26 protein-coding genes are annotated in these 24,084 nt (G+C 72.2%); 19 read left to right on the top strand and 7 right to left on the bottom strand.

Annotated elements, in window-relative coordinates:
• Positions 1 to 224: 224 nt before the first annotated feature.
• Entirely contained in the window at positions 225 to 650 is a 426-nt protein-coding gene (locus tag ACFQGL_RS12155) for a hypothetical protein (RefSeq protein WP_377510093.1), read from the top strand.
• Between the two features lie 48 nt (positions 651 to 698).
• Here ACFQGL_RS12155 and ACFQGL_RS12150 read toward each other — a convergent pair whose 3' ends face one another.
• Both ACFQGL_RS12150 and ACFQGL_RS12145 read right to left on the bottom strand, forming a co-directional pair.
• On the bottom strand, positions 699 to 890 hold the full coding sequence (locus ACFQGL_RS12150; RefSeq protein WP_377510090.1) for a DUF397 domain-containing protein: 192 nt from the start codon (positions 888 to 890) through the stop codon (positions 699 to 701).
• A complete protein-coding gene (locus ACFQGL_RS12145; RefSeq protein WP_377510087.1) occupies positions 881 to 1,648 on the bottom strand; it encodes a DUF5753 domain-containing protein in 768 nt (255 codons plus the stop codon). The genes ACFQGL_RS12150 and ACFQGL_RS12145 overlap by 10 nt, the downstream gene beginning before the upstream one ends.
• A 324-nt stretch (positions 1,649 to 1,972) precedes the next feature.
• Here ACFQGL_RS12145 and ACFQGL_RS12140 point away from each other — a divergent pair, with 324 nt between their 5' ends.
• From ACFQGL_RS12140 to ACFQGL_RS12125, 4 genes are all read left to right on the top strand, one after another.
• The gene (locus ACFQGL_RS12140; protein ID WP_377510084.1) at positions 1,973 to 2,251 is read left to right on the top strand and encodes a hypothetical protein; all 279 of its coding nucleotides are present in this window, start codon (positions 1,973 to 1,975) and stop codon (positions 2,249 to 2,251) included.
• Entirely contained in the window at positions 2,248 to 2,496 is a 249-nt protein-coding gene (locus tag ACFQGL_RS12135) for a flavin reductase (RefSeq protein ID WP_377510081.1), read from the top strand. Before ACFQGL_RS12140 ends, ACFQGL_RS12135 begins: the two co-directional genes overlap by 4 nt.
• Before the next feature lie 21 nt (positions 2,497 to 2,517).
• Complete coding sequence (locus ACFQGL_RS12130) at positions 2,518 to 2,997, top strand: hypothetical protein (RefSeq protein WP_377510079.1); 480 nt, start codon at positions 2,518 to 2,520, stop codon at positions 2,995 to 2,997.
• A 76-nt stretch (positions 2,998 to 3,073) separates the two neighbouring features.
• Positions 3,074 to 4,279 (top strand): MFS transporter, encoded by a 1,206-nt coding sequence (locus tag ACFQGL_RS12125; RefSeq protein WP_377510076.1) that lies wholly within the window; start codon positions 3,074 to 3,076, stop codon positions 4,277 to 4,279.
• On the opposite strand, the gene ACFQGL_RS12120 is transcribed toward ACFQGL_RS12125, so the two are convergent.
• The gene (locus ACFQGL_RS12120) at positions 4,227 to 4,925 is read right to left on the bottom strand and encodes a hypothetical protein (protein WP_377510073.1); all 699 of its coding nucleotides are present in this window, start codon (positions 4,923 to 4,925) and stop codon (positions 4,227 to 4,229) included. The genes ACFQGL_RS12125 and ACFQGL_RS12120 overlap by 53 nt on opposite strands.
• A gap of 157 nt (positions 4,926 to 5,082) precedes the next feature.
• Between ACFQGL_RS12120 and ACFQGL_RS12115 the strand changes: the two genes are divergently transcribed.
• Entirely contained in the window at positions 5,083 to 5,676 is a 594-nt protein-coding gene (locus ACFQGL_RS12115; RefSeq protein WP_377510070.1) for a hypothetical protein, read from the top strand.
• A gap of 15 nt (positions 5,677 to 5,691) precedes the next feature.
• Here the strand turns inward: ACFQGL_RS12115 and ACFQGL_RS12110 are convergent, their stop codons facing one another.
• Positions 5,692 to 6,072 (bottom strand): YccF domain-containing protein, encoded by a 381-nt coding sequence (locus ACFQGL_RS12110; RefSeq protein ID WP_377510068.1) that lies wholly within the window; start codon positions 6,070 to 6,072, stop codon positions 5,692 to 5,694.
• A 165-nt stretch (positions 6,073 to 6,237) separates the two neighbouring features.
• Between ACFQGL_RS12110 and ACFQGL_RS12105 the strand changes: the two genes are divergently transcribed.
• From ACFQGL_RS12105 to ACFQGL_RS12095, 3 genes are all read left to right on the top strand, one after another.
• Positions 6,238 to 6,861, top strand: a complete 624-nt coding sequence (locus ACFQGL_RS12105) for an RNA polymerase sigma factor (RefSeq protein WP_377510065.1) — start codon at positions 6,238 to 6,240, stop codon at positions 6,859 to 6,861.
• Positions 6,858 to 7,616, top strand: coding sequence for a hypothetical protein (locus ACFQGL_RS12100; protein WP_377510062.1), 759 nt, complete (start codon positions 6,858 to 6,860; stop codon positions 7,614 to 7,616). The genes ACFQGL_RS12105 and ACFQGL_RS12100 overlap by 4 nt, the downstream gene beginning before the upstream one ends.
• A gap of 114 nt (positions 7,617 to 7,730) precedes the next feature.
• Positions 7,731 to 8,372 (top strand): hypothetical protein, encoded by a 642-nt coding sequence (locus tag ACFQGL_RS12095; protein ID WP_377510059.1) that lies wholly within the window; start codon positions 7,731 to 7,733, stop codon positions 8,370 to 8,372.
• Positions 8,373 to 8,418: 46 nt separating this feature from the next.
• Here ACFQGL_RS12095 and ACFQGL_RS12090 read toward each other — a convergent pair whose 3' ends face one another.
• The 3 genes from ACFQGL_RS12090 to ACFQGL_RS12080 are packed head-to-tail and all read right to left on the bottom strand — an operon-like array spanning position 8,419 to position 10,426.
• Complete coding sequence (locus ACFQGL_RS12090; RefSeq protein WP_377510056.1) at positions 8,419 to 8,652, bottom strand: hypothetical protein; 234 nt, start codon at positions 8,650 to 8,652, stop codon at positions 8,419 to 8,421.
• Between the two features lie 17 nt (positions 8,653 to 8,669).
• Positions 8,670 to 9,512 (bottom strand): ABC transporter permease, encoded by an 843-nt coding sequence (locus ACFQGL_RS12085; RefSeq protein WP_377510054.1) that lies wholly within the window; start codon positions 9,510 to 9,512, stop codon positions 8,670 to 8,672.
• Complete coding sequence (locus tag ACFQGL_RS12080; protein ID WP_377510051.1) at positions 9,509 to 10,426, bottom strand: ABC transporter ATP-binding protein; 918 nt, start codon at positions 10,424 to 10,426, stop codon at positions 9,509 to 9,511. Before ACFQGL_RS12080 ends, ACFQGL_RS12085 begins: the two co-directional genes overlap by 4 nt.
• A gap of 493 nt (positions 10,427 to 10,919) precedes the next feature.
• On the opposite strand from ACFQGL_RS12080, the gene ACFQGL_RS12075 reads away from it, so the two are divergent.
• The 10 genes from ACFQGL_RS12075 (at position 10,920) to ACFQGL_RS12030 (ending at position 23,966) form a co-directional block, all read left to right on the top strand.
• Positions 10,920 to 13,079: a TOMM precursor leader peptide-binding protein gene (locus ACFQGL_RS12075; RefSeq protein ID WP_377510048.1), complete on the top strand. Its 2,160-nt coding sequence runs from the start codon at positions 10,920 to 10,922 to the stop codon at positions 13,077 to 13,079.
• Positions 13,080 to 13,132: 53 nt separating this feature from the next.
• On the top strand, positions 13,133 to 13,315 hold the full coding sequence (locus ACFQGL_RS12070; protein ID WP_046564715.1) for a hypothetical protein: 183 nt from the start codon (positions 13,133 to 13,135) through the stop codon (positions 13,313 to 13,315).
• Positions 13,316 to 13,620: 305 nt separating this feature from the next.
• Positions 13,621 to 13,722: a hypothetical protein gene (locus ACFQGL_RS12065; protein WP_233258082.1), complete on the top strand. Its 102-nt coding sequence runs from the start codon at positions 13,621 to 13,623 to the stop codon at positions 13,720 to 13,722.
• 75 nt (positions 13,723 to 13,797) lie between these two features.
• Positions 13,798 to 13,983, top strand: coding sequence for a thiazolylpeptide-type bacteriocin (locus ACFQGL_RS12060; RefSeq protein ID WP_377510045.1), 186 nt, complete (start codon positions 13,798 to 13,800; stop codon positions 13,981 to 13,983).
• A gap of 91 nt (positions 13,984 to 14,074) precedes the next feature.
• On the top strand, positions 14,075 to 16,024 hold the full coding sequence (locus ACFQGL_RS12055; RefSeq protein WP_377510042.1) for a TOMM precursor leader peptide-binding protein: 1,950 nt from the start codon (positions 14,075 to 14,077) through the stop codon (positions 16,022 to 16,024).
• A 10-nt stretch (positions 16,025 to 16,034) separates the two neighbouring features.
• The gene (locus tag ACFQGL_RS12050; RefSeq protein ID WP_377510039.1) at positions 16,035 to 17,651 is read left to right on the top strand and encodes a SagB family peptide dehydrogenase; all 1,617 of its coding nucleotides are present in this window, start codon (positions 16,035 to 16,037) and stop codon (positions 17,649 to 17,651) included.
• A 59-nt stretch (positions 17,652 to 17,710) separates the two neighbouring features.
• Positions 17,711 to 20,491, top strand: a complete 2,781-nt coding sequence (locus tag ACFQGL_RS12045) for a lantibiotic dehydratase (RefSeq protein ID WP_377510036.1) — start codon at positions 17,711 to 17,713, stop codon at positions 20,489 to 20,491.
• Positions 20,484 to 21,530: a thiopeptide-type bacteriocin biosynthesis protein gene (locus tag ACFQGL_RS12040; RefSeq protein WP_377510033.1), complete on the top strand. Its 1,047-nt coding sequence runs from the start codon at positions 20,484 to 20,486 to the stop codon at positions 21,528 to 21,530. Before ACFQGL_RS12045 ends, ACFQGL_RS12040 begins: the two co-directional genes overlap by 8 nt.
• Positions 21,527 to 22,822 (top strand): hypothetical protein, encoded by a 1,296-nt coding sequence (locus ACFQGL_RS12035; protein ID WP_377510030.1) that lies wholly within the window; start codon positions 21,527 to 21,529, stop codon positions 22,820 to 22,822. The genes ACFQGL_RS12040 and ACFQGL_RS12035 overlap by 4 nt, the downstream gene beginning before the upstream one ends.
• 7 nt (positions 22,823 to 22,829) lie before the next feature.
• A complete protein-coding gene (locus ACFQGL_RS12030; protein ID WP_377510027.1) occupies positions 22,830 to 23,966 on the top strand; it encodes an effector-associated domain 2-containing protein in 1,137 nt (378 codons plus the stop codon).
• Positions 23,967 to 24,084 lie beyond the last annotated feature (118 nt).

Raw genomic sequence — 24,084 nt, 5'->3', positions numbered from 1 at the left:
GCTGCAGACGTCGCCGGAGCAGACGTGTTCGGGGCTGAGTCAGCGGCACGCCTCGCCCTCGGTCCGCGGCACGCTGGCCGTCCACCCCGCAAATCGACGCCCAGGCACGCGCCCACCTACTTGCCGACCCGGCCCTGACGATCGATCACCTGCCCCGGATCTGGGCAGCGGGCGAGATTTGGCTGACACGGCAATCCCTCGGGTTGAGCGCGAGAATGAGAGCCATGGGTCGTACCGGTAAGCCACCGGCGAGCTTCTCCGCCGCCGTCGCTCAACAGTTCGGGCCGGTCGCTCAGGAGTGGGGCATGGACGGCCCGATCGAGGACCACAGAGTGCTTCCGAGCGTGGAATGGACGCTGGACCGGCTCAGCTACGGGTGGAGCCAGGATCCGTCCGACGGGTCGGTGTCCGTCACCGTGAGCCTTGTCGTGGCCGAGGGGGTGCTGTGGGGGTCGCTCGGCGACCTGGTTGTCGAGAACCGACTCGCCGTTCCGCAGCAGGTTCGTCGATCCGGCTTCCTGGTCCGGCAGGTCGAGTCGCACGTCGAATGGATACGGCGCCTGCATCCCACCCTGACCGGTGCGCAGGCGCAGGAGTTCATGGAGTCCGGTGGGGCTCGCCTGACGAGCCCCGATTCCTCTGGAGAGTGACGTCGCGGCCTTCAGCCGGGGGTGCGCCCTCTAGCGTGGCGCGGCGAGCTACGGCCGATCCGCGACCTGGGAGACGAATGCGCGCCACGCAACAGGAGTGAAGGTCAGTGCCGGCCCGGCCGGGTCCTTCGAGTCCCGAACGACCACGACGCCAGGAAGGTTGTCCGCGACCTCGACGCAGTTGCCGCCGTTGCCGCCGCTCTTCGTGCTCTTGCGCCACCGTGCGTCGGTCATGTCCATGATCTTGCCGCTTCTCTCATGAGATCCAGGGTCCGCCCGCGTGGAAGTGCCTCACCGCGAATGCGTTCCCAACGTCGTTCAAGCGTAACAAGGTCGGACGCTTGATCCAGGATCTGCGCTTGTGCTGGGCTGTCAACGTGCGCCACCCGCGTGCCGTCCGGCATATCGGCGATGGTGAACGGCCCGTCGAGACCGGGATAGCTAGGCGCGTCGGACGGAACGACGTGAAGTTGCACGCTCGGCAGGTCGGCGCACGCCAGGAGGTGGGCGAGTTGGGCTGCCATGAGTGTCCGGTCGTCACCGACCCGCCTACGCAGGACGCCTTCGTCCAGAACGGCGACCAGTAGAGGCCCCCGTTCGCGGTTGAGAATTGCCTGCCGGCTGATCCGCGCGCCAGCGAGGTCGGCTGCGGAGTCGGCAGTGAGCACCCCGCCCGTGAGCGTCGCCCGTGCATAAGCCTCGGTCTGGAGGAGGCCGGGGACCCAGGCCAGCTCGAACGCGCGCAGGGTGACCGCCTCGCGTTCGATGTCGACCCAGGGCCGGAACCAGACTGGTTCGCGGCGCTTGACGATGTCCGGCCAGAGCGCATCGACATCCCGTTCAAGCAGGTTTGCGACCGTCACGCGGTGGCGGCTCTGAGGAATGTGCCCCGGGTTTGCCCAGCGAGCGACGGTCTTCGGGTGGACGCCGATCTGACCTGCAAGGCTCTCGGCAGTGTGGCCCGCATCGGCGAGCGCAGCGACAAACACGTGGTTCATGCCAGCTCCTTCCAGGAACAAAACAACTGCCCAAAGGAGATTAGACAACGCTGTGTGATTGTCCAGCAACCCTAGGAAGAGTTCGGTGTAGACGGTTGCGGCCGCCCGGAACTTTCGAGCCCGGCGGACGTACCCCGTACCGGGGCCGCCTCGTGGGCGAGCACTCAGGGGAGGCCCCACCCAGCGGCAGACAGGAGAGACCGTGCCGAACGAGAAGTCGACGCCAACGGAACCGCCAGCGACCGCGTCGTCCGCGTCGCCACCGCCCCGGCCGGTCGTGTCGAAGCGCGCGAACCGCGTCCCGGACCACCGCTGGCGGGCGCGGTGACCGCCCCCGAGTTCCGGGCCGGCGATGTAGTTCATCTGACCCGCGCCGCGAGTCCGCAGTTCGGGCGGCCGCTGACCGTCCGCATCATTCGCGAGTTGACCGACCGGCACACCTACCACGGGTGGACGTGGATCGAGGGGTACGAGCTGGGTCCCGGCGGGATGGCGTTGGCGAAGCGCGAGCTGTTCGTGCTGCGTGCGGGGGTGCGGCGGCTGGTGTTGGCCCCGCCCGCCCAGCGGTCCATTCGTCGGGGCGCGGTAGGAGTTGAACGATGAGCCGCCGCCGACTGCCCCACCTGCCGACTCGGCCCACCTGGCGGTGCCAGGCGTGCGGCATCGCATGGCCCTGCTCGCCCGCGAAGCTGATGCTGCTCGGCGAGTACCGCAACAACCGGACCGCGCTGCTGGTCTACCTGGCGACCCTGCGCGACGAAGCCGCTGTGCAGCTCGCCGAACTGGACGGCGGGACGCAGCCCGACGGGCTGATCGAGCGCTTCACCGCCTGGGCACACCACCGGTAGTTGTCAATGTAGCGTTGACATGTGACGGCGGAGCTGGCGCAGTTGGCCGACGTTCGCGCCACCCGTGCCCGCCTGGACGAGCAGGAGCTGGAGCTCATCGACCGGGCGCGGCACGGCGGGGCGACGTGGGCGCAGATCGCGACGGCCCTGGGCCTGAGCAGCCGGCAGGCCGCGGAGCAGCGCCGCCAGCGCCTGGTGGCGGCGCAGCGGGCGCGGCGGCAGCACCTCGATCTCGATTACTCACCCCGGATCGTCGCGGTACGAGCTGCCGTGGCTGACCTGGGTCGGTGGATCGCCGCGGACCGTCGGTGGGACACCCGTTTTCGCCGAGCGGCTCTCGTGCGGAGCACCGTGGATGCCGCCCTGGATGCCGCGCCGGGCTCGCTGTACGCGTTGGCCCTGCATCTCGCGGCCGATCTCGGCGAAGCGGGCGACCGACTGCCGGCGGCGGCCCGTCCGGTCGCGGGAAGGCTGGACTCCGCGCTGTCAATGATCCGTTGACAGCATCCACAAGCATTGTCCGTGCTGCGCTCAAGAGTTGAAGATGTGAGTCGTTCCGGCTCAATCTGGAGGGCTCATGCGCCGCAACGCGGCACTGTTTGTGGCGATCTCACTGCTGTCCGGCTTCGGCAGCAGCGCCATGTCCCTGGTGGCCGGCATCTGGGTCCTGGACCTGACCGGTTCCACCGGGCTCGCGGCTCTCACCGGGCTCTGCGTGTACGCCCCGGTGCTCGCCGGGCCGTGGTTGGGCGGTCTGCTCGACCGGGCACCCCGAAGGCCGCTGGTGATCGCGGTCAACCTCCTGCTGGCGAGCGCCTTGCTGACTCTCTTCGCGGTACGGGGGCCGGCGCAGACGTGGCTCATCTTCGCGGTCTCGTGCGCGTACGGTGCCAGCTACGTCCTGATCGACGCGGGCGAGACGGCGCTGCTGCCGTCCGCGCTGTCACCCGCGGCACTCGGCGACGTCAACGGGTGGCGATCGAGTGCGCAGGAGGGCATGAAGCTCGTGGCCCCGCTGGCCGGCGCGGGCCTCTACGCCTGGCACGGCGGGCACGCGGTCGTCGTGCTCAGCGCCGCGATGCCAGTGCTGGTCGCCATCCTGTACGCGGCGGTGCGACTGCACCGGACGCCACCCGAGCAGCCGGCCCAGCAGGAGCATCGGGGCCTTCGTGCCGGGCTCGCCATTCTGTCCGGGCAACGGGCGATGCGCGTACCGGTCGCGCTGGCCGCGGTGGCGATCGCCATGTCCGGCTTCACGACCGCGGCGGTGTACGCGGTCGTCACCACGGAGCTGAGCCTGCCGACGACGTTCCTCGGGGTGCTGGTCAGCGCCCAGGGGGCTGGGTCCATCGTCGGCGGTCTGGTCGTCGGCCGGCTCCTCGCCCGACGGGGTCCGGTCGCGGTCGGTGTCGCCGGTTCGGTGCTGTTCGCGGTCGGCTGCCTGGCACGGTCGCTGCCCTGGTGGCCGGTCACGGTCGTCGGCGCGGTGGTCGCCGGCATCGGCCTGCCCTGGACTCTCGTCGCGGCGGTCACCGCGGTGCAGACACACACGCCCGCCGCGTTGCTCGGTCGGGTCGCCGCGACGGCCAACACCGCGATGTTCGGACCACTCGTCCTCGCGATCCCGCTCGGGGCCGCGGCCGTCCACCTCGGCGGACGCCCGCCGCTCGTCGCCGCTGCCGGGATCTGCCTGACGGCGGTGCTGGCCGCGTCGTACCGCCGGCGACGCGCTACAGCACCATCGGCAGCGGCTCGGCGTAGCAACTCTCGACGTGTGGCGTGACCAGTCGCACCGCCTCCTCGGCGTCGGCCTCGGTGAGGAAGACGCCGAAGTTGTGCCGGCGACGCAGATCGTTCTCGTGGGTCACCGCCCAGACCAGGTACACGTACCGGTATCGCTCCCGGCGCTCGCCCTCCGGCAGGCCGGTCAGGAACGCCTCCACCGCCTCCTGAGGCGAGGCGATGCGGCTTCCGTCGTGCACCCCGGCCAACGGCTCGACCGGCCAGTCCGGGTGGACGGAATTGAAGAACGAGGCCTGCACGGGCGACATGACGCCCTCCCGCCAGCCGACGGCGGACGTCACCACGTACCCGGTGGCCCCCTCGCTCTCCAACAGGAGCACCCGGGCCTCGTGGCTGCGGTACCCGTAGTCGGAGACGCCGTCGAGAATCCGCGCCGACTCCTCCTCGGTGGCGCAGCGGATGACCAGACCGAGGTACGCCTCCTGGATTTGCACGGCCTTGACCGGCTTGAACAGCACCTCGATCGTCGTCGGGAGTTGGTCGCCCTGCGGCATCCGGTTCGCTCGCAGCAGCAGTTGGCTGTGGCTCACCGAGTACGACCAGAGCTGGAACTCCCGCTCGCTGCGCAACAGTTCCGCCCCGGGCGCGAAGTCCCCGTCCTTGAAGAGCCACACGTCCGCCGTCACCGGGTAACCATGCGCGACAGGATCAACAGCGTCAAGATCAGCCGACGGTGGCGTCCAGCTCCAGAGCGGGGGACCGCTGCGTGGTGGTCAGCAGCGGCGCAGAGCGCGGCCGAGGGCCAGAACGCGGCCGGGACGAGCTTGGCGGGATGATGGCCGGATGGATGTGCAGACGTACGCGGTTGTCGGCGAGGTGTGCCGGCTGCTCGCGGGCCGGCTCTCCGACGACGCTCTGGGTACCGTGCGGGAGGACTACGCCGCGGGTGAGCTGGACCTGGCTGATGGCAAGCTCCTGCTCAACCTGGCGTACCAGAGCGTCGGCATCACCACCGAGGAACGGGACTTGATCCGGTCCTTCCTCGGCGACCCCGACGATCCCGACCTGCTTGACGTGCCGGTCATCGCCGAGGTGCCCCCGCCGCCGTACCGCTTCAGCCCGATCGGCCCCGCGACGGCCCCGGACCCGACTCCGGTGGACGTCCTGCTCGCCGCCGAAGCCCCGCAGCGCCGCGCCCACCACCTGCATCGCGTCTGGCGAACCCCGCTCGACGGGGCGCCCGACGAGGCGGCGTGGCTCTACGTGTTGCAGGTTCCCGAGGGCGTGGACGAGCTGAGTACGCACTCGGGTCTGATGGCCCAGCTGTGGATCTCGCTGGGGAACAAGGGGCCCCTGGAGGTCCTCGCCGATGGCGCGCCACGGACGCCCTACCAGGTCGCCGCACTGGCCGCCGCGCACCTGGTCTGGAGTGCCTGAGCGGCGGTCAGCCGCTCACGGCGCGTCGACGACCTCGCGGCCGAGCGGCCAGAACGCGGCCGGGACGAGCTTGAAGTTGGCGATGCCGAACGGGATCCCGATGATCGTGACGCAGAGCGCGATGCCGGCGACGATGTGCGACAGGGCGAGCCACCAGCCGGCCAGCACCACCCAGAGGATGTTGGCCAGCCCGGAGCCGACGCCCGCGCCGGGCTTGGGCACCAGGGTGCGGCCGAAGGGCCAGAGCGAGTAGACGGCCAGGCGCAGCGACGCGACGCCGAACGGGATGGTGATGACCAGGACGAAGCAGATCAGCGCGGCGAAGCCGTAGCCGATCGCCAACACGATGCCACCGCCGAAGATGAGCCACAGCACGTTCAGCACGAAACGAATCACCCCTCAAGCATGAGCGATGCTCGCCACCGTCCGTACACCGCTCCCGGTTCCGTCGGCGGCGGTTGGCGGTGCCGGATTGCCGGTGGCTAAGGTCGGCCGGCAACGATCAGCGGGGCGGCCCGGGTTCGGTCGGAACCCGCGCCGCCGGACGGACAGAAATTGGTCATGGAGTCGAGTCTGCGTGCTCGGATACGAGCCGGTGACCCCGGCGCGTTCGCCGAGTTGTTCGACCAGCACGCGCGGTCGGTCTACAACCACGCGTTCCGGCTCACCGCCGACTGGGCCACGGCGGAGGACGTGATGGCCGCCACCTACCTGCAGGCGTGGCGCTCCCGGGAGCGGGTCAACGACGAGGGTGGCTCGCTGCGGCCGTGGTTGCTCGGCATCGCCACCAACGAGACCCGCAACCACACCCGCAGCAACCGCCGCTACCGCCGGGCGGCCGCCGCGCTGCTCGCCGTCGATGCCACGCTCCCGGATCACGCCGACGAGGTCGCCGGCCGGCTCGACGACGGCGACCGGATCGCCGCCGCGCTCGACGCCCTGTCCAGGCTGCGTCGTCCCGAGCGCGAGGTGCTGACGTTGTGCCTGTGGGAGGGCCTGGACTACGAGTCCGCGGCGCGAGCACTGGGCGTTCCGGTCGGCACGGTCCGGTCCCGGCTGTCCCGGGCCCGTGCCCGGCTGCGCAGCCTCGTCGACGCCGCTCAGCGTGCGCCCCGACGCCCGGCCGGCGCCGCCCGAGCCGTCCGCGACAGCATCACCTCGTTGGCGCGGGAGGGTAACCGATGACGACGCAGCCACCGGTGGACCCGTCCGAGTGGGCGGAGCTCGACGCACTCGCCCCGCATCCCGGTGATCGTGATCTGCCGGCCGGCCGCCACGAGGCGCACCGGGACCGGTTGCTGGCCGTGATCGCGCAGGAGACGCGTACCCCCGGAGCGGTCCGCGCGCCGTGGCGGCCCGCCCTGGCGCTGGCCGCGCTGGTCCTGGTCGTCGCGGGGGTCGGAGCCGGGGTCGCCGCCACCACCGGCGGCGGCGACCCTCCGGCCGCGCTCCCGTCGCCCGAGGCGAGCAGACCGTCGGCCGAGCCCGCGCCGCGCACCGCCACCAAGATCCGGGGGTACGGCACGGTGCGGCAACTCACCGACACCGCCGACCTGGTGGTCCGGGGGGACGTCGTGTCGGTGAGCGGCACCGGTGGCGAGCGGCGGGCCGTCTACCGGGTCGCGGAGGTGCTCTACCGCACGTCGGGGGCTCCGGTCGAGGCCGAGATCACACTGTTGGCGCCGGAGACCGTGGGGATGTCCGGGCTCGACGCCGGGCAACCGACCGTCCTCTACCTGGCCCTCGCCGATCCGCAGGGGCCGGCCTACGCGCCGCTCAGCGGTGACTTCGGGGTCTTCGACGTCGTCGGGCAGACGGCCACCAGCCGGTCGCCGAGCCGGTCGGTGACCGGGCTGCGGGCCGAGGACGCCACCAGGAGCGGCCGTGGATTCGTCACCACGCTGACCGACCTTCGCCAGCTCGCCCGGGAGCGGGGCTGAGCGCCGGAAAGATTGTGGGAACTCGGTGCCCGGGCCGCACAGATAAAGGGTGAGAGCAGTTCCGCGCCCCGGGCGAGACGACCCGAGGCGGCACCGACACGCGAGGAGCACGTCATGGCAGTCGACCACCCGTACCGCAGCCGGCCCGTCTGGGCTGCGGCCGCCGCCGTCCTCACCGCGGCGGCGCTGTCCGCCTGCGGCAGCACGGGCGCCAGCGAGCCGGCCGCCGCACCCACCACGACCAGCGCCGCCCCGGCGGCCACCACCAGCGCCGCCACGCCGACGGACACCGCGTCGCCGCGACCCATGGGCAAGCTGCGCGGGTACACCACGGTCCAGCAGCTCACCGAGACCGCCGATCTGGTCGTACGCGGCGAGGTCGAGGCGGCCGGGTTCCGGGTCGACGAGGTGCTGCGCGCCGCGACGGGGACCTCGGTGCGGGCCGGGGAGCGAATCACCCTGGCGAGCCTGCCATCCGGGATCCCCGAGGTGGCCCACATGTCGAAGCTGGAGGCGGGCCAGGTCGTGGTGCTGTACCTGGCCAAGGACGCGGCGGCGGGTGCCCCGACGTTCCGGACGCTGAGCGGCGACTTCGGCGTGTTCGACGTGACCGGGGCCGACAGCGCCGCCGTCGCGTCGACCCGTTCGCAGGCGATGGCCGTCACCGGCCTGCTCGCCGAGGACCCGGCCGCGTCCGGCAAGGGCTTCCGCACCACGCTCGGCCAGCTGCGTACCGTCGCCGCCCAGGTCAAGTAGTACGGCTGCGACGCGGACGGCGTCCGACCCGGGATGCCGTCCGCGCTCAGCTCCCGGGGTGCCGCCGGACGAAGTCCTGGTAGGTCTCGTTGGCCAGCTCGATCTCCCGGACCTGGGCCGCCAGCTCCGCCCGGCGCACCTCGGACACCGACCGGGCCTGGGCGAGGCGCAGCTCGTGGCGTCGGTCACGGGCGCGGGCCCAGCCGCGGACCAGAGCCCAGGCGATCCAGCCACTGGACGCCACGAGCCCGGTCAGCACGAAGGCGAGGAGGAAGTCCATCTCGTCACCCTTTCCGATCAGCCGACGTCTCGGCGGGCCGCGAGCCAGATCCCCAGCCCGAACATCAGCACCACGTATCCCGCCAGGACGGTGGTGGGCAGCCCGGCACCGCTCGACGCGATCACTCCCGGGGTGCCTCCGTCGAACTGGGACGGGGCTCCCAGCGCGCCGGCCAGCGCCCCGGAACTCGGTGCGAGCAGCAGCTTCTGCACCACCTCCAGTGGGCTCAGCACGAGGGCCAGCCCGCTGACCGCGTTCTCCAGCACCAGCGTCCAGACCAGGCCGACGGCGATCGCGGTGGCGGTGCTGCGAAACGCGATGGCGAGGAAGTAGCCGACGCTCGCGTGTGCGGTGCAGATCAGCCAGGCCGCCGCGACGGCCCCGGCCAGGTCACCGACGGGTGGCCAGTCCAGGCCGCGACCCTCGACGAGCGCGAGCAGCGCGGTGACCCCGGCCAGCGCGGCGAAGGTGAGCGCCACGAGCAGCAGGGTCAGGGCGCAGAGCGCGACGGCGTGCCCGGCCAGCACCTGCGCCCGCCGGGGGCGCTGGGTGAAGATCAGGTTGAGCGTCCCCCAGCGGTACTCGTTGCCGACGACCAGAGCGCCGAGGATCACCACGATCGCCCCGCCGAAGAGCGGGAACAGCGCGATCCCGGTGGGCACGAGCTTGCCGGGCAGGACCGCGTCCAGCAGCGACGCCGCAGCGTCCGCCTCCTTCGGGTCACCGGCCAGCGCCAGGTGCACCACGTACGGGATGCCGACGCCGAAGGCCAGCGCCAGCGCGATCCAACTGAGGGTGACGGTCCAGACGGCCGGACGTTTCCGGTCCGCGAACCAGGCCGCGCGTACCGAGGCGATCATCTGCTGCTCCCCGCCGTGCTCGTCGACTCCACCTCGGGCCGATCAGACCCGGTCAGCTCCAGGAACGCCTCCTCCAACGAGTGGCGGACCGTACGCAGCTCCCGTACGTCGAGGCCCGCCTCGACCAGCCGGCGGTTGAGCTCGGCGGCCAGTTCCGGATCCGCGCTGACCCGCAACCGACCGTCGACCGCCTCGACCGCGCGGACGCCCGGGTGGTCCCGCAGGCACGCGACGGCCTTGTCGAGGGGGTCGGCGGCGATGAGCAGTTCCCCGCCGCCGAGCGCGGCACGCAGTTCGTCGGAGGTGCCGTCGGCGACCAGCCGACCTGCGTTGATGACCGCGATCCGGTCGCAGACCTGCTCCACCTCGCCGAGCACGTGGCTGGAGAGCAGCACGGTGCACCCCTGCCGCCCGAGCGAACGGAGCAGCTCCCGGATCTCACTCACGCCGGCCGGGTCGAGCCCGTTGGTGGGCTCGTCGAGGATCAGCAGGCTCGGCTCCTTGAGCAGCGCCGCCGCCACGCCGAGCCGCTGCTTCATGCCCAGCGAGTACGTCCGGAACGCCGAGCGGGCACGTCCGGTCAGGCCGACCTCGGCGAGCACCCGGTCGGCGGCGCGGTCGGGCACTCCGGCGTACCGGGCGGCCAGCCGCAAGTTGTCCACACCGGACAGGTGGGGATAGAAGGCCGGCGACTCGATCAGGGCACCCACCCGGGCCAACTCGGCCGGGGTGCCGGGAGGCTGACCCAGCACCCGGATCCGGCCGGAGGTCGGTCGGACGAGCCCGACCAGCATCCGCATGGTGGTCGTCTTGCCGGCGCCGTTCGGGCCGAGGAAGCCGAAGACCGTCCCCTCGGGCACCCGTAGGTCGAGCCCGTCGACCGCGGTGACGCCGCCGGGATAACGCTTGGTCACCTCGTGCAATTCGATGGCGAAACGGTCATTCCCCAACGGAGTGCCGCAATCTTTCAGCGGTGCGTCGGGGGCGGTCGGGGGCCTCTTCCTTCGCCTTCATCTGGGCGGTCCTTACTGAATCCCGACCGCGACGCTGGGTTGTTTGCGTGCGGTCAATTAACTGATCGTTAAGGCAACGTCGAGGTGGGGGCCGTGGGCCGTCCACCTCGGATGGTGTCAGCGCCACTGCCGTCGGCCCACCTCGCATCTGGAGCAATGGCAAGGCTTCTGACCTGCGGTGGAGCCGACAACGCCCACAGAGTAGCGGAGGCTGATCGCCGCTGGAAGGCCCCGGCCGACGGGTCGCCGGAAAATCTGCCCTAACCGCAGCTCAGTGCCCTTGAATTCACTCCGGACACTACCTGACACGAAACAATCTGTTGACGAACGAATTGCTCTTGTGCAGCATGTAGACACTTTCGAGTCGATGGTGATCGCTGGCATAGGAGCCTGGATGAGCCTGCCGCCGGACGGTGCGGAGAACCTGGATGTGCGGCCCAAGCTGCGACACGACGTGGTCTTCCTGGATGCGCCGGCCGGCGCCTACCTGCGCGGCCCGGACACCGCCTTCCTCATCAAGGGCAAGTCGGCCTTTCGCTGGCTGACCTCGCTGAGCCCGTACCTCACCGGCGAGCACACCGTGCGTCAGCTCACCGCATCCCTGAACCAGGGGCAGCAGCAGACCGTGCTCACCCTGGTCCGGGCGCTGCTCGCCCGTGGCTTCGCCAAGGACGCCGGTGACCGCACCGAGGTGGCCGAGCCGGTGGCGCGGCGGTTCGCCCCGCAGATCGAGTTCGTCGACCACTTCGTCGACGATCCGACCGGCCGGTTCCTGCGCTTCCACGACGCCCGGGTGGTGCTCAGCGGCGGGGGAGCGACCCTGCTGGCGGCGGCGAGTGGCCTGCTGCGCAACGGGTGTCTCCGCCTCGACCTGCACCCGTACGACGACCCGTCGCGCTACGCCGAGGCGTTACGGCCGGAGGTGGCCGACCTGCGCGCGGACGGGCTGGCGGCCGAGGTACGGGTGCACGACGGGCCGGTCGAGCTGACCGGCGCGGACGCGGTGGTCCACTGCACCGACCCGACCGGCCTGGCCGACCTGGCCGAGCTGGCCCGGGTCTGCCACCGGGACGGCCCGCTGCTGGTCCCGGTGGTGTGGGACGAAGACCGGGCGGTGGTGGGCCCGACGGTGCAGCCGGGCCGGACCCCGTGCTGGCTCTGCGCCCACCTGCGGCTCAACGCCAGCGCCGAGGCCACGGCTGCCGCCGAGTTCTGGCGGCAGCTCGCCGTCGGCGCCGGCCCCGACGCGCCCGCACCGCTGCCCGAGGTGACCGCGCGGATGCTCGGCAACGCCGTCGCGTTCGAGGTGTTCCGGGTACTCACCGGCGCGCTGTCGCCGGACACCGCCGGCGGTGTGCTGCTGCTGGACCGGTCCACCCTGGAATCCACCCGGGAGCAGGTGCTGCCGCACCCGGCCTGCCCGGTCTGCCGGGACGTCGACGTGCCCGAGCCGGGTTGGCTCGGCGGCACCGACGACGAGACCTACCAGCGCGCCCAGGCGCTGGTGTCGCCGAACGCGGGAGTCTTCACCCGGTTCGTGGACGACCCGCTGGAGCAGGCGCCGCTCAAGACGGCCCGGCTGCGACTGCCCGGCCGGCGCGGGCCCCGCGAGGTGACCGCGTTCGACGTACACACCGTGCTGAGCGCCCGACTGGCCGCCTACCGGGTGGCGGTACGCGAGCACGCCGCCCGGTACGCCGACCCGCACCTCGGGGTGCTGGCCTCGGCCGAGCAGTTGCGCGAGCGCGGCGAGCATCCGGTGCCGTGGACCGAGCTGACCGGCGCGACCGGCGCGGTGGCGTACGACCCGGACCGGCCGGTCCGTTGGCTGTCGGCGAGGGTGCTGGGGCAGCCGGAGAGCGTGTGGGTTCCCGCCGCGCTGGCGCTGCCCACCTCTGCCGCGAACGGCGAGGGCCTCGCCGAACGGACCACCGCGGGCGCGGCCGCCGCCGACAGCCTCGACGGCGTCATCGACCAGGGCCTGGCGGACGCGCTGGCGTACCACGCGCTGACCGCCGCGATGCGCGGCGACGGCGGCCTGGTCGTGCTCGCCGAGGAGGAGTTGGTCGCCGACGACGACACCGCCTTCGTGGTGAAGGCGGCGCACCGCTTCGGTCGCCAGCTCGCGGTCTACGCCCTGCCCGGCGCCGCGCCGGCGCACGCCGTGCTCGCCGTGACCGAGACACCCGACGGCGGCGACCGGGACTGGCGGCTCGCCGGCGGCTTCGACCCGGTCGCCACCCGGCTCACCGCGCTGCGGGAGCTGGTCGGACGGATCCAGGTGCGGCACTTCGAGGGGACGGACGCCGACCTCGGCGATCCGGTGCTCGCCGACCTCGACCCGGCCACCCTGACCGCGCGCGCGGCCAGCGCCGCCACAGCGGGTGACGGCACGGCGGGTGACGGCACCGACCGGGCCGCCGTGCTGGCCGCCCTCGCCGAGCGGCGGATCTCCGCGCTGCTGGTCGAGACCACCACCCGGGACGTACGGGCCAGCGGGGCGTTCCGCAGCGGCGTGGTCCTGCTGCGACACCACGGCCGCGCGGCCGACTGAACCACCACACCAGTGGTCCGAGCGAGGCACGCGACGCGAAAGGAGGTGGAAATATGCCGATTACCCTGAATGACGAGCTCCGCGAGCTGGAGACCGAGACCTTCGAGATCGAGGAGGTCGAGGACGGCGGCGAGGCGCTCGCCGCGACCAGCTCCAGCTGCTCCTGCTCGAGCTGCTGCAGCTGCAGCACGTCGAGCTGCTGCAGCACCAGCACCAGCACCTCCAGCTGCGGCTGACCGGGTGACCGGGGTCGACCCCCACAACGCAGACGCAATCCAGTTCCCGGTGGGACGTCGCATCTGTACGCACCAACCGCCGCCGGCCGACACCGGCGAGTAGCCCCTGCGTGCCTCCGCTGGCTCCACCGTGGTGGTGCGGACGCAGACCCACCCACGACTGGCGCTGACCGCGGCTCAAGGAGAGTCCCGTGACACAACCCCCGGCATCCGTCGCACTGTCCGAATCGGTTCAAGGCGAACTGCGGGACCTGCAGACCGAGACGTTCGAGGTCGAGGACATCGCGGATCTGTCCGCCGACCAGATGGACATCTGCAGCAGCAGCACCAGCACGTCGAGCTGCTCCAGCTGCAGCACGTCCAGTTGTTGTAGCTGCACCTCGTCGAGTTGCAGCAGCACCAGCTGAGCTTCGGCACCAGCGGTCGCTCCGGACGGCCGATCGGTGGCGAGGCCCGCACACGCCCGAGGGGAGGTAGAGGGAATGCCGGAACTGACTGACGAACTCCGCGCGTTGGAGACCGAGACGTTCGAGATCGAGGACGTCGACGCGATCGACGCGATGGTCATGGACTGGTCCAGCTCCAGCTGTTCCTGCTCCAGCTGCTGTAGCTGCAGTACGTCCAGTTGCTGCAGCAGCAGCACCAGCACCGGATGCGGCGGCGGGTAACCCCCGCCGCAGCCGTCCCCGCCGGCGAGCCACGCCGGCGGGGAACCCCGGTCCCTCCCCACCGACCGCAGCGACCGCAGACAGGTGAACCATGATCGTCGACGTCCGGACCACCTCCACCGGGTGGGACAGCAGCCTCAAGCAGCTCGGCGAGGCGTTCCACGAGCGGCTCCAGGACCGGGCCGACCAGCCGCCCGCCGGGATCACCGTCCGCATCGCCGCGCTCGGCCTCACCGACGCGTACGCCGACGCCGGCGAGGGGCTCACCACCGACGTGGTGCCGATCTGGCTGCACGGCGCGACCGCGCTGGTCGGCCCGCGCTGGACCGGGGCCACCGGCCCGACGGACACCCGACCCGGGCCGTGCCCGCTCTGCGTCCAGCGCCGTTGGCAGGCCATCCGACTCCGGGAGGAGCGGCACGCCCTGGAGCACGGCGCCCGGGTCGGCGTGGTGGCGGCCCTGCCACACCTGACCCCGTTCGCCGTGGACGCGCTCTGGCAGCTGTTCCGGCAGGCCTGCCGGCCCCCGGCCCAACGACCCGGCGTGGCCCGGCTGCACCAGCTGCGGATGGACACCCTGGAGACGACCACGGTCGAGGTGCTCGCCGACTCCGAGTGCCCGGCCTGCGCGCGTACCCGCCCGGACACCGCCGAGGCCGCGGTGATCCCGTTGACCCGCCGGCCCAAGCCGGACCCGACCGCGTACCGGCTGCGTGCGGCCGACGAGCTGGACCTACCGGTCGGGGCGCTGGCCAACCCGGTCGCCGGGGCGCTCGGCGGCAACGCGCTGCGGGCGTACAACGCCACGGCCACCGCGCCGGTCACCGGCTACTTCCGGGTCCGCAGCCGCTACGACCTGCACGAGATGTGGTGGAGCGGGCACGCCAACAGCTACGGCGGCAGCGAGACGTACGCGCTGCTGGAGGGCCTGGAACGGTACGCCGGTCAGTTCCCGCGGGCCAAGCGCACCGAGGTCTTCGACAGCTACGCCAACCTGGCCCCGGACGCGCTCGACCCGGCCGGCCTCGGTTACCACCCGGCGTTCTATCAGGGCCACGGGCTCTACTACGCCCCGTACGCACCGGACGAGCCGATGCACTGGGTCTGGGGGTGGTCGCTGCGCGACAGCCAACCCCGCCTCGTACCCGAACAGCTCGTCTACTACCTGGACCGCCGCACCGACCAGCGCAAGTTCGTCCAGGAGTGCTCCAACGGCTGCGCCAGCGGCAGCTGCCCGGAGGAGTCGCTGCTGCACGGGATGCTGGAACTCGTCGAGCGGGACGCCTTCCTGCTCGCCTGGTACGGCTCGGCCCGGCTGGCCGAGATCGACCCGGCGACCTGCCGCGACGAGCGGGTGCACTTCATGCTCGACCGGGTCGACCTGCTCGGCTACGACGTCCGGCTCTTCGACACCCGCGCGGACCTGCCGATTCCGGTGGTCACCGCGGTCGCGGTCAAGCGCGGTGACGGGCTCGGCCAGCTCTGCTTCGCCGCCGGTGCGAGCCTCGACCCGGACGACGCGGTCCGGGCCGCGCTCTGCGAGACCGCCTCCTACGTCCCCGGCTTCGACGAGCGGGTCGCCGCCAGCGAGCCCGAGCTGCGCGAGATGATCCGCGACTACACCCGGGTCACCGAGCTGAGCCACCACGCGCTGCTCTACGGCCTGCCGGAGATGGCGCGGCACGCCGCCTTCCTCTTCGACGACCCGCCGCTGCGGTCCATGTCCGAGCTGTACGGCGACTGGCTCGCCACCCGGCCCGCGCACGACGACCTGCGCGCCGACATGACGTACCTCGCCGGCCTGATCGCGGGTCTCGGCGGCGACGTCGTCGCCGTCGACCAGACCTGCCCGGAGCAGGAGGTCGCCGGGGTGCACACGATGGCCGTGGTGGCCCCGTCCCTGGTGCCGATCGACTTCGGCTGGCAGCGGCAGCGGGTGCTCTGGAGCGACCGGTTGGAGCGGTACCTGGCCCGGGGTCGGCACGGCCCGGACGGGCTCGGCGCGACCGCCCGCAACCCCCACCCGCACCCCTTCCCGTAGGAGCAGCGACATGCAGCAGGATGCCCGCCAGGTCGTCCGGGAGTACACCGAGGCGGTGTTCCGTCGGGCCCGGACCCCGATGGAACCACTGAACTACGAGGTGGACTGGGCCGACCAGCCGTCCCGGCACAAGAGCTACCCGGACGCGTCCCGGCTGCCGCTGCCCGCCGAACTGCCCGAGCTGCCCACCCTGCGCGACCTGCACACCGGCGCAGACCTGCCGCCGACCACCGGCTGGTCGCTGACCCGCCTGGCCGCCCTGCTGCGCCTGTCGTACGGGGTGCTGGACCGGCGGATGACGGTCAACTGGAACCAGGACGTCGCCAAGCGGGCGCACTTCGAGCACGCGGTGTGGGGGCGCGGCACCGCGTCCGGCGGCGGCATGTACCCGGTGGAGTTGTATCTGGTGGTGGGGGCCGGTGGGCCACTGCTGCCCGGCGTCTACCACTACCACACCGGGACGCACGTGCTGGAACGGCTGCTGCTCGGCGACGTCACCGGCACCGTCCGCGCCGCCCTGGGCACCGACGATCCGGGGGCCGCCGGTGACAGCTATTTGCTGGCCGGCATCCGGTTCTGGAAGAACTCGTTCAAGTACAACAGCTTCTGCTACCACGTGGTCACCCAGGATCTCGGTGCCCTGCTCGGGTCGTGGGATCTGCTGGCACCCGCGCTGGGCGTACCCCTGCGGCGGCTGCTCTGCTTCGACCCGGCGCCCCTGGACCGGCTGCTCGACCTGGACAGCGACGCGGAGAGCGTCTTCGCGGTCGTACCGCTGAACTGGGCCGAAACCGCCGCGCGCCCGGCGGACGAGCCGGTGGCCGCCGCCGCGCCGGTCCGGGCCCGGTACGACGCCTTCGAGCGGTCCCGTCGGGTGCGGGACTTCCCCGGCGTCACCGCGGTGCACCGGGCAGCCGCGGCTCCGGCCGCGCCCGCACCGGACACCGTGGGCGCCGCCGCTCCTCCCGACCTGCCCGGCGAGCCGGTCGCGCTGCCCGCGCCGCAGCTGGACCGGCTCGCCCGTCCACTCTCGACCGTGCTCACCAACCGGTCCAGCAGCTTCGGCCGGTTCCGTCGGCCGCCCGAGCTGACCGCCGCCGAGCTGGGCACCACCCTCGCGTTCGCCGCCGCCGGCCGTCGCTACCCGGCGGACGTGAAGCAATCCGGTGGGGGCCCCGAGCTGACCCGGCTCTGGGTGTTCGCCAACCACGTCGACGGCCTGCCCAGCGGCAGCTACGCCTACTGCGAGCGGCGGCACGCTCTGCTGCCGGCCGGCGCGGAGCCCGACGACGGGATGTCCGCCTTCCTGCAACAGCAGTACTTCCTCACCAACTACACGATGGGCCAGGTCGGCGCGGTGCTGGCCATCTCCGGTCGACCGGACGCGGTGCTCGACGTGTTCGGGCCGCGTGGCTACCGGATCCTGAACGCCGAGGTCGGCACCGTCGCCCAGCGGGCGTACTGCGCGGCCACCGCGCAGCGCCTCGGCTGCGGCGCGGTCCTCGGCTTCGACAACGTCGCCATGAACACCGCCCTCGGGCTGGACGGCACCGACGAGCGGACCGTGCTGTTCCTGCTGCTCGGGCGGCACCCGGACGGCACCGCCGACCTGGCGTACCGGCTGTGACGGCACCGACCCGGGCCACCGCGCCGCCCCCTGACCAGCCGCCGACGAAGGAGAGACCCGTGACGGTGTCCCTGCCCGCACCACCGGTGACCCCGATCTCGTGGCGGATGCCCGGGGTGTTCATGCTGCGTACCGCCGGGCTGCCGATCGAGGTCGCCGACCGGCTCGCCTTCGACCGGACCGCCGACTGGGCCCGCCGGGTGCTCGACCTGGAGGACCAGCTCCGGTCGACCGGACGGGACCTGGCCGACGCCCTACAGGTCGCGGTGGGGCGGAACCTGGCCGATGACGGGCTGCGGCAGCGGCTCATCAAGCTGCGCCGGGACGTGTTCAACCTCCGCCCGCCGCGCCCCGCCGACCCGGCGGCCTGGCCGGCCGAGGCGCTGGGCGCGGACACCCACCGGGAGCTGGCCCGGTGGCTGGAGACCTTCGAGGCGTACCGCCGGGAGCTGGCCGCTGGCCCGACGGTGCTGGACGACGAGCTGGCGGGGCGGCGGGCCGTGCTGCGCGGCCTCGCCGACGACCCGGTCCTGCGCGGCGGCATCCTGCTCGCGTCCCCGTCGTTGGACCGCTACCTGGCCGGCTACCTCACCGGTACCGGTCCGCTCGGCAAGCGGGCCCGCCGGGTGGAGCGGTCGCTCCTGGAGTACGCCTACCGCACCGCCGCCAAGACCAGCCCGTTCAGTCGGCTGACCACCGTGAACGTCGGCACCTTCGGAGGCGGAACCGGCCGGCTGCTGGACGCCGCAGTGGACGCCGGTGGCACGGTCGCGGCGATGCGGGGGAGTGCGCGGCTCAACCTGGCCGCGCTGGGCCGGCTGTCGGCCATCGTGCTCGCCGACGAGACGCTCCGCCCCGACCTGCCGGTGACCCTGACCACCGGCTGGCGCATCGCCCACGGCCGGCTGCGTTACCTGCGCCGCCGCCGGACCAGCTCGGAGGACGGCGACGCCGCCATCACCCTGGAGTCGATCCACGAGTCACTCTTCGTGCTCCCCACCGGCCGGGTGCTGCACGACATCCTGGCCGCACTCGACGGCGGCCGGGTACGACGGATGGCCGACCTGGTCACCGAGTTGACCACCGACGGTCGGCCCGCCGACGAGATCGCCCTCTACCTGCACCACCTGCTGCGGGTCGGCCTGCTGGTGGTGCCGAACCTGCAGCTCGACATCCACGCCGACGACCCGGTGCAGGGCTACCGCAGCGCGCTGCGGCAGATCGGCCGGGACTGGTCCGACCGGCTCGCCGAGCGGGTCGCCGCGGCCAACCGGCTGGCCACCGACTACCCGACGCAGGACGTACCGGGTCGCCGCCGGGCGCTGGACGGAATCCGTGACGAACTCGTCGCGGCCCACACCGACCTCGGCCGTCCCGACGTACCCGCCCCGCGCACCCTGGTCTACGAGGACGCCACGCGGCACACCACCGCCCCGGTGACCGCCGACCTGGACCGCTGGGAGCGGGAGGTGCTACCCGGCCTGCGGGCACTGGCCCGGATCATGCCGGTGTTCGACATCAACCTGCCCCGCCGCCTGGCCACCAAGGGCTTCTTCCGGGCCCGGTACGGCGTCGGCGGGCGCTGCGACGACCTGCTCACCTTCGCTCACGAGTTCCAGCAGGACTTCTTCGAGCACTACAGCGGTCGGATGATGCGCCGCCGGGCCTTCGACGCGGACAACCGCTACGTGCGGCAGGAGAACTGGTTCCGCCAGGACGAGATCACCGCGCTGGACGACGCCCGGCTCGAGGTGGCCCGGCGGATGAACGAGGCGTACGACCGGCTGCCCGCCGACGCCGAGGAGTTGGTCCTCGACGACGACTTCATGACCGACGTCGCCGACCTGGTGCCGGAGACGCTCGGCACGCTCGACCCCCGGTCGTTCTTCCTCCAGCTCGCCGACCAGGGTGGGCGGCACCGGGTGGTGGTCAACCGGGTCTACTCCGGCATGACGCTGCTCTTCTCCCGCTTCGCGCACCTCTTCGCCGAGCAGGACCTCGCCGGCACGCTGCGCGCCGAGTTGCTGCGACTCCAGCCGCCCGGCGCGGTGCTCGCCGAACTCAAGGGCGGGTACGACGCCACCAACCTCAACCTGCACCCGGTGGTCACCCCGTACGAGCTGGTGTGCCCGGGGGAGATCAGCCACCGGCCGGCGGCCGAGCAGATCGACATGGACGACCTCAGTGTCGAGCACGACCCGGTCGCGGATCGTCTGCTGCTGCGCTCGCGCCGGCTGGACGCCGAGGTCATCCCGGTCTACCTCGGTTTCCTGCTGCCGATGGCCCTGCCGGAGGTGCAGCAGGTGCTGCTCACCTTCGCCTACCTGGGCATGGCGCAGCCCGACCTGTGGGCGGGCACGACCGTACCGCTGCCCGGGCGGGGGATCGCCGGCTACCCGCGCATCGTGCACGGCGACGTGGTGCTGCAACGGCGGATGTGGAAGCTGCACCCGGACCACCTGCCGGCGCGTACGTCCGGGCAGAGCGACGCGGAGTGGTTCCTGGCGTGGCAGCGGTGGCGGCGCGACAACGGACTGCCGCGTCGCGTCTTCGCCACCCCGGAGGGCACCCGGCTCACCCCGGCGGCCGGGGACGACACCGGCCAGCCCGCCGCGCAGCCCGCCGCCCGGCCGGACCACAAGCCGCTCTACGTGGACTTCGACAGCCACTTCTCGCTGCAACTGCTGGACGCGACGGCACGCGGGGCGGGCAGCCGTTTGGTGCTCACCGAGATGTTGCCCGGCCGCGACGAGCAGGTGCTGCGCGGCGACGCCGGCACCTACGTCACCGAACTCACCGTCGAACTCAACGGCGTCCGACTTGGAGTGGACCATGACTGACTACCCCGCGCCGGTCGACCACGGCTGGCTCAGTGTGCACGTCTTCTACGCCAGCAACGCCAACCCCATGCTGGTCGAGGGCGTCCGGCCACTGGTCGACGAGCTGCGGGCCGAGGGCCTGATCAGCCGGTACTTCTTCATCAAGTACTGGATGGAGGGACCGCACGTGCGGCTGCGGGTGCTGCCCGCACCGGGCGTCGACCCGGCGCTGGTCCGGGCCCGGGTGGACGCGGCGATCGGGGCGTTCCTGCGCCGCCGACCCGCGCTCTACGAGGTGGACAGCGAGGGCCTGGGCGACCTGTACAAGCAGATGTTCCTCGCCGAGTACGGCCAGCAACGCTGGGACGAGGAGTACGGCCCGGACGGCGTCATGCCGATGCGGGCGAACAACAGCCACCACCACATCCCGTACGAGCGGGAGTACGGCCGGTACGGCGGGCCCGCCGGGATCGAGCTGGCCGAGTGGCACTTCGAGCACTCCAGCGACGTGGTGCTCGACCTGCTGGCCACCACGAACGTGCACGTCCGCCCGGTGCTGCTCGGGCTCTCCGCCCAGCTCACCATGATGATGTGCGCGGTCTTCCTCGACGACGACCGGGCGATAGCCGGCTTCCTCGACGAGTACCGGCGGTTCTGGGAGGTCTCCTACTCGGAGCCGAGCGACGACTACCACGCCAGCTTCGACACCAGCTACCGACGGATGGACGCGGCGCTGCGCGGTCGACTCGCCGATATCCGCGCGGCGGCCCGCGAACCGGAGACCGGACGCCTCGGCGGGGTCGAGGGACGCTGGCTGGCGCACTGCCGCGCCCTGCGGGATCGCGTGGTGGCCCTGGCACACGGCGGTGAGCTGGTCTTCGCACGCGGCGGTGGCGAGCCCACCCCGGTCACGGATCTCGACGCCGTGCTGCCCATCCTGCTCAGCTCGTACGTGCACATGACCAACAACCGGCTCGGTGTGAGCATCCTGGACGAGATCTACCTGTCGTACCTGATGCGCGCCGCGTTGCTCGACGACGCCCCGGCCGGCGCACGATGACCACCGTCGACGCCACCTGGACCCATCCCCGGCTGCGGGCCGGGGTGGTGCTCGGCCCAGGCCAGTGGCGCGGTGAGAAGCTCGTGCACCACGTCAAGGACTCCGAGACCGGCTGGTTCTACCGGGTCGGCCCACGGGAGCACTTCCTGCTCTCCCGGATGGACGGCACCCGCACCGTCGACGACATCGGCACCGAGTACGCCACGACGTACCAGCGCAGGCTCGGGCCGGAGAACTGGCAGCAGCTCTTCGGCATGCTGCACCGCCGTCAGTTGCTCGACGGCGCCACCGATCCGGAGGCGATCGCCCGGTTGACCGCCTCGGCCGCCGAGGGTGCGGCGAAGGCCCGACGCGGGCCGCTGTCGGCCCGGCTGCGGCTCTTCGACCCGGATCGGCTCTTCACCCGGCTGCTGCCCCGGCTCGGCCCGCTGTTCAGCTGGTGGTTCGTCGTGCCGGCGCTGCTGGCCGTGCTCGCCGTGACCGGTTACGTCGCGCTGCACCTGTCGGATCTGACCGACCGGGTGGGCGGCGGTCACCGGCCGCTCGCCGCGATCGTGGCGGCGGTGGTGATCACCTGGGTGATCGTCTTCCTGCACGAGTGCGCGCACGGGTTGACCTGCCGGCACTTCGGTGGGCGGGTCACCGAGATCGGCGTGATGTGGCGGTTCCCGCTGCTGGCGCCGTACTGCAAGGTCGACGACATCGTCCTGTTCACCCCGCGGCGGCGGGTGGCCACCGCGTTCGCCGGGGTGTTCGTGAGCATGCTGGCCCTGGTGCCGTTCGCCGCGATCCGGGTCTGGGCCGAGCCGGGCGCGTTGCGGGACCTGGCCGGCACCATGCTGCTCTTCGGCACCGCGACCGCCGCGCTGAACCTGGTGCCGTTCCTGCGGCTGGACGGCTACCACATGCTCAGCCACGCCCTGAACCTCGCCGACCTGCGGTCCGACAGCTACCGGTTCTGGGGGCGCCTGCTGCGTGGCGGCCCCCGCGCGGTCGTCGCCTACCGGCGCCGGGAACGGCTGGTCTACGCCGGGTACGGTCTGGCCTCCGCGGTCTTCGCGGTGACCGTGCTGACCCTGCTGGTCCGACTCTGGTACGCCTCGCTGGCCGGTTGGGTCGGGGCCGGCTGGGCGGTCGCCGTGCTGGTCGCCGAGGCCGTGCTGCTGCTGGCGCTCGCCGGGCACCTGGCGCGACGCCGCCGTGCCGCCGACGGTGGGGCGCCCGGCGGAGGTGGGGAAGCGGCACCGACGCCGGGCGCGGAGCGAGACATCGGCGCCACCGCAGAGGGATGATGGCCCGATGCCTCCCGACTCACCCCGTCGCGGCCCTGATCCCCGCGATGTCCAGGTGGTCGGCGTCGGCATCGACCGGTACGCGGCCGGGAGCGACTGGAGCCTGGTCGGGCCCGTCGACGACGCCATCCGGTTCGCCCGCCGATTCGTGGCCCGGGGTGTACCGCCGGAGCAGGTGACCCTGCTGCTGGCCCCCGAGCCCGAGCCGGGCGCCGTCCCGCCGGGCGTCGTCGTGCGCCCCGCCGACCGCGCGACCGTCCGGGACGTGCTGCTCAGGGAGTTGCCGACCCGACGCCAGTCCACCCTCCACGTGGTCTGGGGCGGCCACGGCTACGTCGACGTCGGTCGGCACCGGCGGCTCTACTACGCGGACGCCACCGCCACCGACGCCGGTGCTCTCGACCTGGATTCCCTGCTCGCCACGTTCGCGTCCGACCTCGTGGGGGCGTTCGACCGGCAGTTGTGGATCGTCGACGCGTGCCAACTGCACGATCGTCCCCAGGGGCTGCGCTCGCCCGGCAACGAGACCTTCCCCGCCGGTGAGCCGGTCGCCGGTCGCACCCAGGACGTGCTGTTCGCCGCCGGGCTCGGGCAGGCCGCCGCCAACCTGCGCGTCCGGCGTACCGGGCTGTTCAGCCGCGAGGTGCTGCGCCTGCTCGAATCCGGCGGGACGGACTGGCTCGACGACCCGGCCCTTCTGGTGGCCGCGCTGCGCGAGCGGTTCGCCGAGCTGCGGGCCAGTGGGCTCGCCGGGCAGACGCCCACGTACCTCTGGTACCGCAACGCGCTCGGCGACGAAGGTCTCGTCCTCGGCCGATCGCAGGCGGGGCGGCCGGTTCCGTCGGCCCCCGCAGCCCCGACACCGGCCGCGCTGGCCCCCCTCGTGGACGCGCTGCTGGCGATACCGGAGTTCCTGCGGCCCGACGACCGGGAGGAGATCCTGTCCCTGCTGAGGGGCCAGGTGTACGCCGCGATCCGGCGCAGCAGCGCCGCGCGGGTGGACGCCATCAGCGTCGTACGGACCTGCCTGCGGTATCCGGGGGCGATGGCGGAACTGGTCGAGGCGGTCCGGTTCTTCGCCACCGACGACGCCGCGATGACCCGCGTCGAGGACGGCGCGGCGCGGCTGGCCGCGTACACCTGACCAGGCTGCCCATGACGTCCACAACGGACCGCCGGGTGGTGGAATCCGGGTTGCGGTACCCGTTGCTCGATGTGACGCTTTCGTTGCGCTCCAGACATAAGCGATGATGGAGCTATTG

The organism is Micromonospora vulcania (assembly GCF_042658605.1).
Taxonomy (GTDB): domain Bacteria; phylum Actinomycetota; class Actinomycetes; order Mycobacteriales; family Micromonosporaceae; genus Micromonospora; species Micromonospora vulcania.
This window is presented reverse-complemented; position numbering and strand designations above follow the sequence as displayed.

What these genes read in the sequence shown, in the direction of transcription:
- ACFQGL_RS12075 (WP_377510048.1), top strand. Translation starts at nt 10,920, where the DNA reads ATGAGCCTGCCGCCGGACGGTGCGGAGAACCTGGATGTGCGGCCCAAG.
- ACFQGL_RS12105 (WP_377510065.1), top strand. Translation starts at nt 6,238, where the DNA reads ATGGAGTCGAGTCTGCGTGCTCGGATACGAGCCGGTGACCCCGGCGCG.
- ACFQGL_RS12050 (WP_377510039.1), top strand. Translation starts at nt 16,035, where the DNA reads ATGCAGCAGGATGCCCGCCAGGTCGTCCGGGAGTACACCGAGGCGGTG.
- ACFQGL_RS12095 (WP_377510059.1), top strand. Translation starts at nt 7,731, where the DNA reads ATGGCAGTCGACCACCCGTACCGCAGCCGGCCCGTCTGGGCTGCGGCC.
- ACFQGL_RS12040 (WP_377510033.1), top strand. Translation starts at nt 20,484, where the DNA reads ATGACTGACTACCCCGCGCCGGTCGACCACGGCTGGCTCAGTGTGCAC.
- ACFQGL_RS12065 (WP_233258082.1), top strand. Translation starts at nt 13,621, where the DNA reads ATGGACATCTGCAGCAGCAGCACCAGCACGTCGAGCTGCTCCAGCTGC.
- ACFQGL_RS12060 (WP_377510045.1), top strand. Translation starts at nt 13,798, where the DNA reads ATGCCGGAACTGACTGACGAACTCCGCGCGTTGGAGACCGAGACGTTC.
- ACFQGL_RS12055 (WP_377510042.1), top strand. Translation starts at nt 14,075, where the DNA reads ATGATCGTCGACGTCCGGACCACCTCCACCGGGTGGGACAGCAGCCTC.
- ACFQGL_RS12125 (WP_377510076.1), top strand. Translation starts at nt 3,074, where the DNA reads ATGCGCCGCAACGCGGCACTGTTTGTGGCGATCTCACTGCTGTCCGGC.
- ACFQGL_RS12070 (WP_046564715.1), top strand. Translation starts at nt 13,133, where the DNA reads ATGCCGATTACCCTGAATGACGAGCTCCGCGAGCTGGAGACCGAGACC.
- ACFQGL_RS12115 (WP_377510070.1), top strand. Translation starts at nt 5,083, where the DNA reads ATGGATGTGCAGACGTACGCGGTTGTCGGCGAGGTGTGCCGGCTGCTC.
- ACFQGL_RS12085 (WP_377510054.1), bottom strand. Translation starts at nt 9,512, where the DNA reads ATGATCGCCTCGGTACGCGCGGCCTGGTTCGCGGACCGGAAACGTCCG.
- ACFQGL_RS12035 (WP_377510030.1), top strand. Translation starts at nt 21,527, where the DNA reads ATGACCACCGTCGACGCCACCTGGACCCATCCCCGGCTGCGGGCCGGG.
- ACFQGL_RS12145 (WP_377510087.1), bottom strand. Translation starts at nt 1,648, where the DNA reads ATGAACCACGTGTTTGTCGCTGCGCTCGCCGATGCGGGCCACACTGCC.
- ACFQGL_RS12090 (WP_377510056.1), bottom strand. Translation starts at nt 8,652, where the DNA reads ATGGACTTCCTCCTCGCCTTCGTGCTGACCGGGCTCGTGGCGTCCAGT.
- ACFQGL_RS12150 (WP_377510090.1), bottom strand. Translation starts at nt 890, where the DNA reads ATGGACATGACCGACGCACGGTGGCGCAAGAGCACGAAGAGCGGCGGC.
- ACFQGL_RS12030 (WP_377510027.1), top strand. Translation starts at nt 22,830, where the DNA reads ATGCCTCCCGACTCACCCCGTCGCGGCCCTGATCCCCGCGATGTCCAG.
- ACFQGL_RS12100 (WP_377510062.1), top strand. Translation starts at nt 6,858, where the DNA reads ATGACGACGCAGCCACCGGTGGACCCGTCCGAGTGGGCGGAGCTCGAC.
- ACFQGL_RS12135 (WP_377510081.1), top strand. Translation starts at nt 2,248, where the DNA reads ATGAGCCGCCGCCGACTGCCCCACCTGCCGACTCGGCCCACCTGGCGG.
- ACFQGL_RS12155 (WP_377510093.1), top strand. Translation starts at nt 225, where the DNA reads ATGGGTCGTACCGGTAAGCCACCGGCGAGCTTCTCCGCCGCCGTCGCT.